The following is a 15,203-nucleotide window of genomic DNA, read 5'->3' on the forward strand; positions in this document are numbered from 1 at the left end:
CAGCCACGCCCGGCGGCACACTGCCGGCCATGACGTCCATTGCTACTCCTTCACTTTCCGCAAGCGCTGCGCATGGCCCACTGGCCGGCCTTAAAGTCCTGGAGCTGGGCCAGCTGATTGCCGGCCCGTTCGCCGCCAAGACACTGGCTGACTTTGGCGCTGACATCATCAAGATCGAGTCCCCCGGCGCGGGCGATCCGCTGCGCAAATGGCGGCTGCTGAAAGACGGCACCTCGGTCTGGTGGCAGGTGCAGTCGCGCAACAAACGCTCGGTCGCGCTGGATTTGAAAAGCCTTGAAGCGCAGGCCATCGTGCGCCAGCTCGCGCTGGACGCCGATGTGCTGATCGAGAACTTTCGCCCCGGCGCGATGGAAGGCTGGGGGCTTGGCCCCGACGCGCTGCTCAAACTCAATCCGCGCCTGATCATGCTGCGCATCAGCGGCTACGGCCAGACCGGCCCCTACCGCGACAAGCCGGGTTTTGGCGTGGTGGCCGAAGCCATGAGCGGCCTGCGCCACCTGACCGCCGAACCCGGCCGCGTGCCGGTGCGGGTCGGCGTGAGCATCGGCGACACGCTGGCCGCGCTGCATGGCGTGATCGGCATTTTGCTGGCGCTGCAGGAGCGCCAGCGCTCCGGCCAGGGCCAGGTGATTGACGTGGCGCTGTACGAAGCGGTGTTTAACTGCATGGAAAGCCTGCTGCCCGAATACAGCGCATTCGGTGCGGTGCGCGGCGCGGCTGGCAGCGCCCTGCCCGGCATTGCGCCCAGCAATGCTTACCGCTGCAAGGATGAGGGTTATGCCTTGATTGCGGGCAACGGCGACAGCATTTTCAAGCGCCTCATGACCGTTATCGGCTGCCCCGAACTCGGCGCTGACCCGGCGCTGGCGGACAACGCGGGACGCGTCGCCCGCGTGGACGAGATTGATGCCGCCATCGGTCAGTGGACGGCATTGCACACCGTGGAAGAGGTGCTGGCGGCGCTGGACAAAGCGTCCGTGCCGGCAGGCCGGATTTATACCGTCGCCGACATTGCCGCCGACCCGCATTACCAGGCGCGCGGCATGCTGGACGAAGTGCAGATGGACGACGGCACGCTGCTGGCAGTGCCGGGCATCGTGCCCAAGCTGTCACGCACGCCGGGCAGCCATCGCCGCAATGCGCCGCAGATCGGCCAGGACACCGACGACGTGCTGCGGGAAATGGGCTTGTCGCCCGAACAGATCAAAACACTCAGAGACCAGGGCATTGTTGCCGGAGGCAAGCCATGAACACGTCACAACGCATCTTCTTTAATGAAGTCGCCACCCGCGACGGCTTTCAAATCGAGCCGGGTTTCATTCCCACCGACGACAAAATCGCGCTGGTCGATGCGCTCAGCGACTGCGGTTACGCCAAGATCGAAGTCACGTCCTTCACCTCGCCCAAAGCCATCCCCATGCTGCGCGATGCCGAAGAAGTGATGGGCCGCATCCGCCGCGTGCCGGGCGTCGAATACACCGTGCTGGTGCCCAACTTGCGCGGCGCAGAACGCGCCCTGGAGTCGCGCGCCGACGAGCTGAATCTGGTGATGTCGGTGTCCGAAACGCACAACCTGGCCAACCTGCGCATGCCGCGCGAAAAAAGCTTTGCTGCCCTGTCTGACGTGATTCGCCATGTCGATGGCGGCACACCTATCAATGTGTCGCTGTCGTGCAGCTTTGGCTGCCCGATGGAAGGCGACGTGCCGTTCACCGAAGTGCTGCGCTGGGCCGAGCGTTTTGCCGGTCTGGGCGTGCGCGGCCTGACGTTGTGCGACACCACCGGCATGGCGCACCCGGCGCAGGTCAGCCGCATGGCCGAAGCGCTGCAGCAGCGGTTTTCGGATCTGCAATTGACGATGCATTTTCACAATACACGCGGCATGGGCCTGGCCAATGTGCTGGCGGCGGTGCAAAGCGGCATCACGCGGCTTGACGGCTCGCTGGGCGGTCTGGGCGGCTGCCCGTATGCGCCCGGCGCCAGCGGCAACGTCAGCAGCGAAGACGCCATCCACATGCTGGACGCCATGGGTTATGACATCGGCATCGACCTGACGAAACTGCTGGCGGTGGCGCGGCAGTTGCCGGCCCTCGTGGGCCATGACGTGCCCGGCCAGGTCGCGCGGGCCGGCCGCATCAGCGAGCTGCATGCGCCGCCTGCGTTTGTGCAAGCGCTCCGGGCGGCCCAGGCATGACCGTGCAGATTTTTCACTCCTGCGTTCGCCACAAATGATCGCCAGGCGCACACGCAATCCATCACCAACAAGGAGACAACCATGACCCCTATTTCCCGCAGAACCCTGATGACTGTCGCCAGCCTGAGTGCTGCCGCCTGGCTGAACCCGGTCCGCGCGCAACTCGCCGGCAAGCCCCTCACGCTGATCGTTCCGGCGGCCGCTGGCGGCACCACCGACATTGCCGCGCGCATGCTGGCCGAGCCGCTGGGGCGCATCCTGCAGACCTCGGTCGTCGTGGACAACCGGGGCGGCGGCAATGGCAACATTGCCGGCCAGATGGTTGCGCGCGGCCCGGAAGATGGCAGCACCCTGCTGGTGCAGTATTCGGGCTACCAGTGCATCACGCCGCTGATCCAGCCGGTCGCCGGCTTTGATCCGGCCATCAACCTCAAACCCATCGGCCACCTGATCGACGCACCGCAGCTGCTGGTGGTGCGCGCCAATTTTCCGGCGAATACTTTTGAAGAATTTTTGAAGTACGTCAAGGCCAACCCGGGCAAGGTCAATTACGCGTCCAGCGGCAACGGCTCGCTGCAGCACGTCACCACCGAGCTGCTGAAAGACCTCACCAAAACCTACATGACCCACATTCCGTACCGGGGCACCGGCCCGGCGCTGAACGACCTGCTGGCCGGCACGGTGGACCTCACCATCACCACGCCGCCGCCCTTGCTGCCGCATATCCGCGCCGGCAAGCTGAAAGCGCTGATGGTGACGGGCCGCACCCTCCTGGCCGCGCTGCCAAACGTGCCCACCTCCACAGAAGCCGGCGTGCCGCTGGTGGCGTCGTCGTGGTTTGGGGTGTATGGCCCCGCCAGCCTGTCAAGCGACGTGCAAAACCGTCTGTCGCTGGCCGTCAAGCAAGTGGTGGAGTCCGACGGCTTCAAAAAGCGCGCCGAAGAGCAAGGCGCAAAAGCCATCGTCATGAACAGCGCCGAGCTGGCCAAACTGGCGGCCAATGAGCGCAATATGTGGGGCCGCATCGTGAAGCTGGCCAACATCAAGGCGGACTAGAAGCGCTGGCGGCAACCGGGAATCTGGCTTTCACCGGGCCAGCCACAGCGGTAAAACGCTATAAAATAAATAGCTGCCAGCGCACGTTCTGCGTGCGCTGGCAGCTATTTTGACTTAAAAAAACCGGATTCAACCCAGTTCATTGATCAAATCGATGTACTGCTGCATGGCCGCGTCTTGCGACGTGCCCTTGAGCTTGCTCCAGGCATCCCATTTGGCGCGCGCCACCATGTCGCTGAAGCCGGGTTTTTTCTCGGCGTTATCGCCCACGCTGCCTTGCTTGTACAGCGCGTAAATTTTCAGCAGCGTGGCGTTGTCGGGCCGCTCGCTGAGGTTCTTGGAATCGGCCATGGCTTGATCAAAAGCGGTGTTCAGTTCTGACATGAAAATGTTCCTGGTTTTAGAAATGGGCCCCCAAAGGCAGCGCTCCGGGTAACTGCCGGTTATCTTAGCGACAAGTTGCTTGCAAAATAGGCGGCTCACTCCAGTCCGGGGCGGTTTTGCACAGGGAACAATTTGATGGTCACACGCGTTACAACGCCCTCGGCAGGGAAAAAACCGGCCTCGAAAACCCGGCCCAAAAGCACCGAATCACCCCGCTCTGCCGCCCGCCCGAAGCCCCGCAAAAAAGTCACGCCGCCCACTTCCGGCCAGCCCGATCTTGCTGACGAACGCATGAGCAAGGTGGACACCGCCTGGCTGCGCATGGACAACGAGAACAACCTGATGCAGATCATTGGCGTGTGGCAACTCGCCCCCGGCGTGAGCTATGCGGCGGTCTGCGAGCGCATTGAAAACACGCTGACCCGCTATGACCGTTTCCGGCAATGCGCAGTCGACGACGCCCTGGGGGCCAGTTGGGTGCTAGACCGGGACTTTGCGCTGACCGAGCATGTGGTGCTGGAAAAGCTGCCGCACCCGGCCGGCCGCGACCAGGAACGCGCCCTGCAAGAGCGCGTCGCGGTGCTGGCCACCGAGCGGCTGGACCGCCGCCGCCCGCTCTGGAAATTTCACCTGATCGAGGACTACACCGGCTTAGATGGCGTGCGGGGCAGCGCCATGATTTTGCGCATTCACCACTGCATTGCCGACGGCATTGCGCTGATTGCGGTCACCATGTCGATGGTCGATGGGGGCGCTGCGCCGCCCGAGCCCGAAACGCCGCCGGCCCGTCCACAGGGTGCGCAAGACTGGATGGTGGGCACGCTGCTCAAGCCGTTTACCGAACTGACGGTGAAGGCGCTGGGCGCGATGGGTGACGGCGCAGCGCGCTCTTTGGGCCTGCTGGAGCAGCCGGCCAAAAACCTGGAGCACGGCGTTGAACAGGGCGTGAAGGGCTCGCTGGACTTGGCCAAGGTGCTGCTGCAGGTGGCGACGGACTCGGCTGCGCTGGCGTTGATGCCCGATGATTCAAAAACACGGCTGAAGGGAAAATCCAGCGGCGTTAAAAAAGTGGCCTGGTGCCAGCCGATTCCGCTGCAAGAGGTCAAGGCGGTGGGCCGGGCGCTGGGCTGCTCCATCAACGATGTGCTGCTCAGCTGCGTGGCGGGCGCGCTGGGCGAATACCTGAAGTCGTACGGCGATGCGGTGGCGGGCCAGGAAATCCGCGCCATGGTGCCGGTCAACCTGCGGCCCCAGACGCAGACGCCCAGGCTGGGTAATCACTTTGGCCTGGCGCCGCTGATGCTGCCGGTGGGCGTCGACAACCCGGTGGAGCGGGTGTACGAGGTGCGTCGGCGCATGGCGGCGCTGAAAGGCAGCTATCAGCCGCTGCTGGCGTTTGGCCTGCTGGCGGTGGCGGGGCTGCTGGTCAAGCCGGCGCAGGATTTGATGCTGAACCTCTTTTCCAAAAAAACCACGGCGGTGATGACGAACGTTCCGGGGCCGCGCGAAAAGCTGCAGTTCTGCGGCGCTACGCTGGAGCAAAGCATGTTCTGGGTGCCGCAGTCGGGCGATGTGGGGCTGGGCGTGTCGATACTGAGTTACGGCGGCAGCGTGCAGTTTGGCGTGATTACCGACAACGCCTTCTGCCCGGATCCGCAGCGCATCATCGACAAGTTCGTGCCGGAGTTCATCCGGCTGTCCATCGTGACGCTGATGCTGCCGTGGGAGGATGATTTGTCGTGATTCACGGTGCGGGCTTGTTGGATAGTGATTTGACTTGGGGTTTGCGCAATGGGGTCTTGCGCTGATAGCTATTAAATTCGTAGCTCTTTTTTCTCTGTGTGGGCTGGCTGGCCGGGGGTAGCCCGGCGGCTACTCACTTTCTTTGGCTATCGCCAAAGAAAGTAAGCAAAGAAAGGCGACCCCTTCGCTTCGCTACGGGGCACCCTGCGGTGCTCGCTTCAGGCGGGGTCCGCGCAAATTCGCCTTCGGCTCAAACAACGCGCGGCCCTAATCCGCCTGAAGCTCCGTTCCTCAGCGCAGACAGAAGGGGTTGGGGAAAGGAATTCCAATACCAGCAGCCGAACAGCCGAACAGCCGAACAGCCGAACAGCCGAAGTCAAACAGACATCGTGCCCGATAAATTAGAAATGCTACAAATTAAATAGCTGGTTGCGCCCGCCCAATATGCGCAAAAAGCACTTTTGACTCCGAATCCGCTCCCGAACCCCTTCCCCACCCCGTTCTGGCTGGGCCTGTGATGACCGGGCAAAGCGGGATCAGGGCGGCGCGCTGTTTGAGCGCAACGCAGTGAAGCGAGTTTGCGCCGACCCCCGCTTTGCCCGGTCAGCACAGGTCGCCCGAAGGGCCCCAGCCAGCCGGGTCGCCTTTTCTTTGCTTACTTTCTTTTGGCGAAGCAAAAGACAAGTGAGTTGCCGCCGGGCAACCCCCGGCCAGCCAGCCCAAGCAAAAAAACAAAGCCAAGAAATCAAGAGCGCCAGTAAAGCAGAAAAAAGCCTTAAGTCCCAAGCCGCCGCGAAGCAATCGCCAGCAGGCCGTCAAAAATCAGGCTCTCCACCAGCTCAAACTTCACCGACATGCTGGGCGCTACTTTCCAGCCGGCGCCGCCGGTCATGATGCATTCGGGCGCTTCGCCGCAATGGCGGGTGATGTTGTCAACCATGCGCTGCACCGCACCGGCAATCGCAAAGGTGCCGCCGCTGGTCAACGCGTCGCTGGTGTTGGTGGGGAAATCGCGCACGTCGCCGGTGGGGACATGCAGGCCGGCGGTGCCCGATTCGAGCGCGCGCAGCATGATGCCGTGGCCAGGCAAAATGATGCCGCCCAAAAATTTGCCCGACGCATCAATCGCTTCCACCGTCACCGCCGTGCCCACCATCACGACCAGGCAGGGTTTTCGGATGCCGCGCTTCTGGAGCCGGTGGTAAGCGCCAATCATGGCCACCCAGCGGTCTGAACCCAGCCGCCCCGGATGGTCGTAGCCATTCGTCAGGCCGGCCTCTTGCGGGCTGGAAACCACCCAGCGCGGCAGCACTTCCCAGATTTCCATCTGTTCGGACAGCCGCCGCTTGATGGCGTCTCCGGCCACGACGCAGCCCAAAATAGCCACGGGCTCGGGCATGCCTTGCCAGTCGCCCTCGGCCAGCTTGTCAATGTTTTCAAGAAAAACTGCCCCGTGGGCGAGCAGTTTGGCGTCCTCCACGGGAGCATCGTACTGGGCCCATTTCAGGCGGGTGTTACCCACGTCAAGCGCTAAGAAAGTCATTGGGCTGAATTATGAACAGGTTGAGGTGCAGCTGGCACCGAATGAAGGTCGGGTTTTACCCTAAATAGGCTGACGCAGGAAAAACACAAAATCAGTCGCAGCGCCGCCATTCACGACGCCGACGCTGTCAAAACCTGCAAAGTAAAAATCCGGTTCCGCATAAAAATGCTTGCAACGCCCTGCCCTTCAAGCGCTTATTTTTGCAGCCACGGCAGGCCCTGCAAGCGCCAGCCGCCCACATGACCGCGCTGGGCTTGCGCGTCGGCGTCGCCCTCAAAGCCTTGCAAAATGTTGTAAGCCTCCAGGCCCAGCTCTGTCGCGCGGCGGGCGGCGGCCACGGAACGCACGCCGCTGCGGCACAGCAGCACGACTTTCTTGCCATCGGGCACGGCGGCTTTCAAGCCCGCATCAAAATCGGCATTCATCGCCATGCCCGGCCACTGCTTCCAGGCCAGCGCCACGGCACCGGGCACAAAACCCACCCATTCGCGCTCGGCATCGGTGCGCACATCGACCATCACCGCTTCGCCCGACTGCACCCATTGCCAGGCTAGAGGCGGCGTGATGTCGCCCGCGTAAGCTGATGCGGGATGGACTTGAAAACCGGAAATATCCGGCGAAAGATCTGTTGTCATGAAAGCGCCTGTGCTGGTTAAAGTTGAAAGCCGGCCTTTTCACGCCTCAATGCGGCGGCATCCGGCATAAAAATAAGTGTATTCCTTCATGCAAGAAGAAAAAACGTCAGGAAAATGAGGCTGCGCACTGCGCCGGCCTCCGGGCAAAATCAGTTCAGCATTTCACAACCACCGGAGACCCGATGTCCTCAAAATCTGCCGACACCCCGGCTGCGCCAGAAGCGCCTGCGAACAAAGCCGAACGCAAGGCGCTGGCCGATCTGATCGCCAAGTGGCAGCCGCCCCTGACAGAACCCGGCACGGACCGGAAAAAAAGCAAGTCCTGCAGCCTGAGCGACTTCGACCCTGGCGCCAAGCCGTTCTCAGTCGGGGACAAAACGCGTGACAAGGAAGCGGTCGAAGCGCTGGCCATCGAACTCGATGCGCTGCAAAACCTGTTTTACGCCGACAAACGCCACCGGCTCTTGATTATTTTGCAGGGCACCGACACCTCGGGCAAGGACGGCACGCTGCGCGGTGTATTCAGCCGCATGAGCCCGTTGGGCGTTCACACAAGAGCCTGGAAAGCACCCAGCGAAGACGAGCGCGCCCACGACTACCTGTGGCGCATTCACCAGGCGGTTCCCGGCAATGGCGAGATGATGATTTTCAACCGTAGCCACTATGAAGATGTGCTGGTGCCGCCGGTCAATGGTTGGATCACGCCGGCGCAAACGGCACAGCGTTATCAGCAGATCAACGACTTTGAACGCATGCTCAGCGAAAACGGCACGGTAGTCCTGAAATTTATGCTGCACATCAGCCAGCAAGAGCAAGGCCTGCGGCTGCAAGAACGCATTGATGACCCGACCAAACACTGGAAATTCAGCCTGGGTGACCTGGAAGCGCGCAAGCAGTGGGCGCAATACCAGCAGGCGTATGAAGACCTGCTCAACGCCACCAGCACGCCCTGGGCGCCCTGGACGGTGGTTCCCGCCGACTCGAAAACCCATCGCAACCTGATGATTGCCACGCTGATGCGCCAAACGCTGCAACAACTCGACTTGCAGTACCCGCCCGATGACCCGGCGCTCCAGGGTTTGAAGATCGTCTGAAGGCCTGAATGCAAAACAGCCGGGATGCAGAACTGCAAACCCGACTGTTTTTTGATGTTTTAAGCCGCTTGCGCACGCTGGACGGGCGCTGTCAGCTATTTTTTGTATAGCAACCCAATGCCTGCCCGGCCCCTGTTTTGGGTCAGTGCCCGCCGCCCAGATAGGCCGCCTTCACCGCCGGGTCATCGCGCAGCTTGGTGGCCTCGCCATGCACCGAGATGCGGCCGTTTTCCAGCACATAACCGTAGTCGGCCACTTTCAACGCAGCGGCGGCAAACTGCTCGACCAGCAGCATGGTGACGCCGCGCGACTTCAGGTCGGCAATGATGCGGAAGACTTCCTCGACCAGAATCGGCGCCAGCCCCATTGACGGCTCGTCGAGCAGCACGATTTCGGGGTTCAGCATCACGGCGCGTGCCATCGCCAGCATTTGCTGCTCGCCGCCCGACAGCGTGCCGGCCAGCTGGTTGCGCCGTTCCTTGAGGCGCGGAAACAGTTCCATCGCGCGTTCCAGGTCGCCCTGCACGTCGCCTTTGGGGCGGCTGCCGGTCAGGCGTGGAAACGCCCCCAGGATCAGGTTGTCGGTCACCGTCATGGTGGCAAACACGCGCCGGCCTTCGGGCGAATGGGCCAGGCCCTGCTTGGCGATGGTGTAGGACTCCAGACCATCAATGCGCTTGCCGTGCAGGTTGATCTCGCCGGCAGTCGGCTGGATCATTCCCGAGATGGCGCGCATGGTGGTGGTTTTGCCGGCACCGTTGGAGCCAATCAGCGTCACCACCTTGCCTTTGGGCACTTCCATCGAAATGCCGTGCAGCACTTGCACTTTGCCGTAACCGGCTTCCAGATTCTTGATACTCAACATGGGGTTGTTTCCTTATGCAGCCGTGCCGCCGAGGTAAGCCTCGATCACTTTTTCATCCGCCTGCACATCGGCTGGCTTGCCTTCGGCAATTTTCTGACCGAAGTCGAGCACCGAGACGGTGTCGCACAGGCCCATCACCACGTCCATGTGGTGCTCGATCAGGATCACGGTGATGCCGTGGTCACGAATCTTGCGAATGATGATGATCAGCTCCTGGATGTCAGGCGCGGTCAGGCCAGCGGCCGGCTCGTCAAGCAGCAGCAGTTGCGGGTCAAGCGCCAGCGCGCGGGCAATTTCAAGCAGGCGCTGCTTGCCGTAAGGCAGGTTGCGCGCTTCTTCGCCCGCCAGGTCGCCCAAGCCGACAAAGCGCAGCAGCCCCAAGCCGCGCTGAATGGCCGAGTTTTCTTCGCGCGTGTAGCGCGGCGTGTGCAGCGCCACATCGACGATGTTGCTGTCAAAGGTGTGGTGCAAGCCGACCTGCACGTTTTGCAACGCGGTCATTTCACCAAACAGCTGCACGTTCTGGAAAGTGCGCGCAATGCCTGACAGCGCGATGTCGGACGAGGTGCGCCCCACCACCGAACGGCCGGCAAAGTCGATGCTACCGGCTGTCGGCACATAAATGCCGGTCAGCACATTCATCATCGTGCTCTTGCCCGAACCGTTGGGGCCGATCAAGCCGTGAATGGTGCCGTGCTTGATGCGCAGATCGACCTGGTTGATGGCTTTCAGGCCACCAAACTGCATCAGCACGCCTTTGGCAATCAGCAGATCGCCGCCGGCCTCGGCCCCGCTGGCACTGGCGGCCACCGAGATGGCATCGTTGCCATGGTCCTCGCCTGCCTTGCCGATGAACTCGGGCGCAGGCTTGCGCACATGAAACAGCGCGCGCACAAAGCCGACGATACCGTTTTGCAGGTAATAGACGACAAACAGAATCATCAAGCCAAAGATGCTCAGCCGCCAGTCGGTGATCGACTGCAGCCAGAAGGCGAAACCGGCCAGCGCAATGGTGCCGACCACCGGAATCGCCATGGCCTTGGGCGTGGTGATCTTCCTGATCACGCCCACAACGGCACCGATGGTGATCATCGTCGCCAGCACCGTGGCGACGATGCGGAACAGCTCCAGGTCGTCCAGCAGCTTGGGCAGGATCACGATGATGGCAGCGCCCAGCAGCGCGCCGGAGCGGGTCTTGCGGCCGCCCATGATGACGGCCAGCAGGAACATCACGGTCAGCTCGAAATTGTAGGTATTGGGCGAGATGTACTGCTCTGAATAGGCATACAGGCAACCGGCCAGCCCGGCAAAGCCGGCGCTGATGACAAACGCATAGACCTTGTAGCGGTACACCGACACGCCCATGCAGTCGGACGCCACCGGGCTGCCGCGCAGCGCTTCGAAGGCGCGGCCCAGTTGCGAGCGCAGGATGCGGTCAACCACCACCAGTGAAATCACCATGAGCGCGAACACCAGCCAGTAAAAGTCGTGTTCATCGAGCTTGTAGCCGGCAATCGAGGGCTTGGGAATCGTGATGCCGAGCGGGCCTTCGGTGAGGAAAGTCATCTCGTTGATCAGGATCTGGATGATGGTGCCGAAGGCCAGCGTCACCATGGCCAGGTAAGGCCCGGTCACGCGCAGCGCCGGCAGGGCCAGCAAGGCGCCAAAACCGGCGGTCACCGCAATGCTGGCCGGAATGATGAGCCACAGCGGCGCGCCCAGCTTCAGGAACAGCACGCCGGCGGTGTAGGAGCCGACACCGAACAGGCCGGCATGGCCCAGCGACACCTGGCCGGTGTAGCCGACCACGATGTCCAGGCCGTACAGCAGGATGGCATAGATCATGATCGTGCCGACCATGTGGATGTAGTACGAGTTGCTGGTCATCAGCGGCACAGCGGCCAGCAGGGCCAGCCCAATCACGGCGGCCACAAGGGTCTTGCGGTTCATCTTCAAACTTTCTTGATCGCGTTTTTACCGAACAGGCCGGCCGGCTTGAAAGCCAGTACCAGCAGCAGCAGGACCAGTCCGGGGACGTCCTTGTAGCCGGTAGAGATATAAAAACCGGTGGTGGTTTCGGCCACGCCCAGAATAATGCCACCAACGATAATGCCCATGCCGCTGGTCAGCCCGCCAATAATGGCCACGGCAAAGGCCTTCAGGCCCAGCACCGAGCCCATGGTGGCGCCGGTCAGCGTCAGCGGCGCAATCAGCGCGCCGGCAAAAGCGGCCGTGGCTGACGACAGCGCGTACGAAAAGGTGATCACCAGGCCGGTGTTGATGCCCATCAGCTTGGCGGCATCGCGGTCGTTGAAGGTGGCCACCACGGCCTTGCCGTAAATCGTCTTGCGGTTGAAGAACTCGACCGCAAGCATCATCAGCACCGCGCCCACCACCACCAGGATTTCCATCGGCAAAATATTGGCCCCCAGCAGCTTGATGGGTGACTCGGGCAAGGGTGACGGAAATTTCAGGTCGTCGCGGCCCCAGATGTTTTCTGCCACGTTTTTGAAAATGATGCCCAGCGCAATGGTGGACATGATCCAGCCGAACTCGCTCTTGATCTTGATGGCCGGGCGCACACCGATGCGTTCCACCAGTCCGCCCTGCAGCAGGCCGAACGCAATCACCAGCGGCAGCATCAGCCAGTAGTTCACGCCCATGTTGACCAGTGTCAGCCCGACCATGGCCCCCAGCATCAGCGCATCGCCCTGTCCGAAGTTCAGGGTGTCGGACGTCTGGAACGTGAGCTGGTAGCCGAAGGCAATGACAGCATAGATCATGCCCAGCGCGACACCGCTGTAAATGAGTTGAAGCAGGATTTCCATAAATTCAGTTCCGAAAAAAAGTCGGTCAGGTTAGGCCATGCATGGCGGCGGGCAATAAAAAAGCACCGCGTCAGCTGGCGCGGTGCCTGTTTTCAACAGTCTTTCGGCTTACTTCTTGACGCGGATTTCAGACGCTTTCTTCTGATCGTCCGAATAAGCGTACACCACGCGCTTGCCCTTGACCTCGCCGAACACCGGAATGTTGGCGGTGATGGCTTCGTGGTCCTTGGCCGTGAACGGCTTGTTGTAGGTCGTGATGACGCCTTCAACCGGCGCCTTCAGGTCTTCCAGCGCCGCCTTGATCTTCGGGCCATCGGTCGAATTGGCCTGCTTGATGGCAGCGGCCAGCAGGTAGATGGAGTCATAGCCCTGCGCGGCCGACACCGGCGAGTCGATGCGCTGGTTCTTCGGGTTGAAAGTTTTCAGGTAATTGATGATGAAGGACTGGCGCTTGGGCGTGGTCGGCTCCTGGATGAAGGTTTGCGGCATGCGCGCACCCTCGCCGCCAGGACCGGCGTTGTCGATGTAGTTGGCCATCGACAGCGTCCAGCTGCCCACCAGGGGCACTTTCCAGCCCAGCTTGGTCATGCCGTTGGCGATCTGCGCCAGCTCGGGGCCAATGCCGTAGGTCAGGATGACTTCAGCGCCGGCTTCCTTGGCCTTGAGCAGTTGCGCCGTCATGTCCACATCCTTGATGTTGAACTTTTCAGTCGCCACAGGCGTGATGCCCTTGGCTTTCAGTGCGGTTTCCAGGTCGGCGCGGCCGAGCTGACCGTAGTTGGTGGAGTCGGCCAGAATCGCGACCTTTTTGAAGCCTCGCCGGGTCACGGCTTCCTCGACAATCATCGGCGCCTGGATGTTGTCGTGCGCCGCATTGCGGAAAATGTAGTTCTCAGGCTGGTCCTTGAACTGCTGTGTGATCAAGCTGCCCGTGGCCACGTTGTTCATCACCGGAATCTTGGCTTCCTGGAAGAAGCGTTGCGAGGCCAGCGCCACGCCGGTATTGATATAGCCGACGGTGGCCGTGACTTTTTCCTTGTTGATCAGCTCCTGGGCAATCTGCACGCCGCGCTCGTTTTTAGCTTCGTCGTCACGTTCGACGGTTTGCAGCTGGCGGCCCATCACGCCGCCGGACTTGTTGATTTCATCAACCGCAAGCCGGACACCGTCACGCATGCTCACGCCCATCGACGACGAGCCGCCGGTGAAGGGGCCCGTGACACCGATCTTGATCGGATCGGCTGCAACGGCAAGGCCGGCAACGCTCAGAACAGCTGATGCAATAGCAAGTTTGGCAAAACGAATAGTCATAGGGTTTCCATAGTGAAAAAGAAGCTCGGCATAAACAGTGCGCAACACAAGATCATTTCTGTGCCACTTTCAGGCCACGGCTGAAGAGCTAATCTAGCCGACTTGACGGTAATTTTTCATAGTGTTTTTCCTCAGAGCAACAAAATATGAAAGGAAAAACAATGAAGTTTTTTAAACCCGTCGCACAAAATATTTCACGCCAACACGGGGACTGTGAGTTTTTTGAAAAACCCGCGGGTTAAGGATGGTCTGAATAACTCACCGTAACATCGAGTAGCGGCTCGTTGGTTTTCAAGTGATGGAATTTCAAGCGCAATTTATGGAAATTCCACCGTTTTTACCGCCCACTCGGGCTTTGTTCGCCCTTTGTCGGGGAGCTCCCCGGTTTTTGGGCGTACTCATGCCTTGGCTCCCATCAGTTTGCCCCGCACCATCCACAAGTTGGACAGCGCAAACAGCGTGACGAGCTGCGCCGTGTTTTTCCTCAAGCCGCGATAGCGCACTTTGACAAATCCGAACTGCCGCTTGATGACCCGAAAAGGATGCTCCACCTTGGCGCGTACCCCAGCCTTGAGCTTTTCAATCTTGTCGAGGAGCGCATCAATCGGCTTGTTTTTGTCCAGCGCTTTGCGCTTGCCCGGGCGCATGGCTACGTGCCAGGTCACCTCGGCATTGGCATCCGGGCGTTTTTCGACGCCCTGGTAGCCTGCATCGCCAAAGGCAACCGTTTCATGCCCATGCAGCAACGCGTTCGCTTGTGCGATGTCGCTGACGTGGCCGGACGTGCCGCGCGCGGTATGTACCAGACCGGAGTCAGCATCAACGCCAATGTGGGCCTTCATGCCGAAATACCATTGGTTCCCCTTTTTGCTCGAGTGCATCTCCGGGTCGCGTGCCCTGCTTTTGTTCTTGGTAGAAGTCGGTGCTGCAATTAGCGTAGCGTCCACGACCGTGCCCGCTTTGAGCAGCAAGCCGCGCTGGGTCAGTATTTCGTTGACTGTCGCCAGGATTTGGCTAGCGAGCTGGTGCTTTTCCAGCCGGTGGCGAAAGCGCAGGATGGTGCTCTCATCAGGCAGGCGGCCAAACTCCTCGAGCTGGGCGAACTCGCGCAACAAAGGGGGTGTCGAAGAATGCCTCTTCCATCCCCGGGTCCGACAGCGTGAACCACTGCTGAAGGAAGTGAACGCGCAGCATGGTCTGCAGAGAAAAAGGGGGCCTGCCATTCTTGCCCTCTGGATAGTGCGGGGCTATTGAAGCCACCAGCGCGCTCCACGGCACGACGCGCTCCATCTGCTCCAGGAACTCGCGCTTGCGGGTTTTCTTCAGGCTCAGCTTGAGGTCCAGGGCGGCTTGTTTCATGGGCCGTATTTTCTCAAGCCAGACTTACACCAAGCACACAAACGCGGGAGTTATGCAGAGTTTCCTTAACCCTAAGTTCACGCCATCAGCAACAAAGTAGCCTGAATTGAGCGTAAAAAACGGGGCGTTGTAAGTTGACGTTTACGTAAACGTAAACGTAATATCATCAT

Annotated in this window: 13 protein-coding genes; 5 read left to right on the top strand and 8 right to left on the bottom strand. The window is 60.9% G+C overall.

Features of this window, described 5'->3' with window-relative positions; translation table 11 throughout:
- Positions 1-29: 29 nt before the first annotated feature.
- The 3 genes from RCH06_RS06825 to RCH06_RS06835 all read left to right on the top strand — a co-directional run bounded on the left by RCH06_RS06825 (position 30) and on the right by RCH06_RS06835 (position 3,271).
- Positions 30-1,271, top strand: a complete 1,242-nt coding sequence (locus RCH06_RS06825; RefSeq protein WP_327080682.1) for a CaiB/BaiF CoA transferase family protein — start codon at positions 30-32, stop codon at positions 1,269-1,271.
- Entirely contained in the window at positions 1,268-2,215 is a 948-nt protein-coding gene (locus tag RCH06_RS06830) for a hydroxymethylglutaryl-CoA lyase (RefSeq protein WP_327080683.1), read from the top strand. The genes RCH06_RS06825 and RCH06_RS06830 overlap by 4 nt, the downstream gene beginning before the upstream one ends.
- 81 nt (positions 2,216-2,296) lie before the next feature.
- On the top strand, positions 2,297-3,271 hold the full coding sequence (locus RCH06_RS06835) for a Bug family tripartite tricarboxylate transporter substrate binding protein (RefSeq protein ID WP_327080684.1): 975 nt from the start codon (positions 2,297-2,299) through the stop codon (positions 3,269-3,271).
- 129 nt (positions 3,272-3,400) lie between these two features.
- On the opposite strand, the gene RCH06_RS06840 is transcribed toward RCH06_RS06835, so the two are convergent.
- Positions 3,401-3,655: an acyl-CoA-binding protein gene (locus RCH06_RS06840; protein ID WP_327080685.1), complete on the bottom strand. Its 255-nt coding sequence runs from the start codon at positions 3,653-3,655 to the stop codon at positions 3,401-3,403.
- A 135-nt stretch (positions 3,656-3,790) separates the two neighbouring features.
- Between RCH06_RS06840 and RCH06_RS06845 the strand changes: the two genes are divergently transcribed.
- Complete coding sequence (locus RCH06_RS06845; RefSeq protein ID WP_327080686.1) at positions 3,791-5,398, top strand: wax ester/triacylglycerol synthase family O-acyltransferase; 1,608 nt, start codon at positions 3,791-3,793, stop codon at positions 5,396-5,398.
- Between the two features lie 775 nt (positions 5,399-6,173).
- Here the strand turns inward: RCH06_RS06845 and RCH06_RS06850 are convergent.
- Together RCH06_RS06850 and RCH06_RS06855 are read right to left on the bottom strand one after the other, a co-directional pair.
- Positions 6,174-6,941: a type III pantothenate kinase gene (locus tag RCH06_RS06850; protein WP_327080687.1), complete on the bottom strand. Its 768-nt coding sequence runs from the start codon at positions 6,939-6,941 to the stop codon at positions 6,174-6,176.
- A gap of 194 nt (positions 6,942-7,135) precedes the next feature.
- Positions 7,136-7,576, bottom strand: coding sequence for a rhodanese-like domain-containing protein (locus tag RCH06_RS06855; protein WP_327080688.1), 441 nt, complete (start codon positions 7,574-7,576; stop codon positions 7,136-7,138).
- 182 nt (positions 7,577-7,758) lie between these two features.
- Here RCH06_RS06855 and RCH06_RS06860 point away from each other — a divergent pair, with 182 nt between their 5' ends.
- Positions 7,759-8,670 carry a PPK2 family polyphosphate kinase gene (locus RCH06_RS06860; protein WP_327080689.1) on the top strand — a complete coding sequence of 304 codons (912 nt, stop codon included), beginning with the start codon at positions 7,759-7,761 and terminating at the stop codon, positions 8,668-8,670.
- A 142-nt stretch (positions 8,671-8,812) separates the two neighbouring features.
- On the opposite strand, the gene RCH06_RS06865 is transcribed toward RCH06_RS06860, so the two are convergent.
- The 5 genes from RCH06_RS06865 to RCH06_RS06885 form a co-directional block, all read right to left on the bottom strand.
- Positions 8,813-9,535: an ABC transporter ATP-binding protein gene (locus tag RCH06_RS06865; RefSeq protein ID WP_327080690.1), complete on the bottom strand. Its 723-nt coding sequence runs from the start codon at positions 9,533-9,535 to the stop codon at positions 8,813-8,815.
- A 12-nt stretch (positions 9,536-9,547) separates the two neighbouring features.
- Positions 9,548-11,485 carry a branched-chain amino acid ABC transporter ATP-binding protein/permease gene (locus tag RCH06_RS06870; protein WP_327080691.1) on the bottom strand — a complete coding sequence of 646 codons (1,938 nt, stop codon included), beginning with the start codon at positions 11,483-11,485 and terminating at the stop codon, positions 9,548-9,550.
- A 2-nt stretch (positions 11,486-11,487) separates the two neighbouring features.
- Positions 11,488-12,363: a branched-chain amino acid ABC transporter permease gene (locus RCH06_RS06875; protein WP_327080692.1), complete on the bottom strand. Its 876-nt coding sequence runs from the start codon at positions 12,361-12,363 to the stop codon at positions 11,488-11,490.
- 108 nt (positions 12,364-12,471) lie between these two features.
- Positions 12,472-13,674, bottom strand: coding sequence for an ABC transporter substrate-binding protein (locus tag RCH06_RS06880; protein WP_327080693.1), 1,203 nt, complete (start codon positions 13,672-13,674; stop codon positions 12,472-12,474).
- A 398-nt stretch (positions 13,675-14,072) separates the two neighbouring features.
- A protein-coding gene (locus RCH06_RS06885) for an IS5 family transposase (RefSeq protein WP_327080694.1) occupies positions 14,073-15,033 on the bottom strand; the annotation gives its coding sequence in 2 pieces (ribosomal slippage) (positions 14,073-14,792 and positions 14,794-15,033; 960 coding nt in all).
- Positions 15,034-15,203: the final 170 nt, after the last annotated feature.

Origin of the sequence: Polaromonas sp. CG_9.5 (assembly GCF_035984465.1) — a bacterium.
GTDB lineage: Bacteria > Pseudomonadota > Gammaproteobacteria > Burkholderiales > Burkholderiaceae_C > Polaromonas.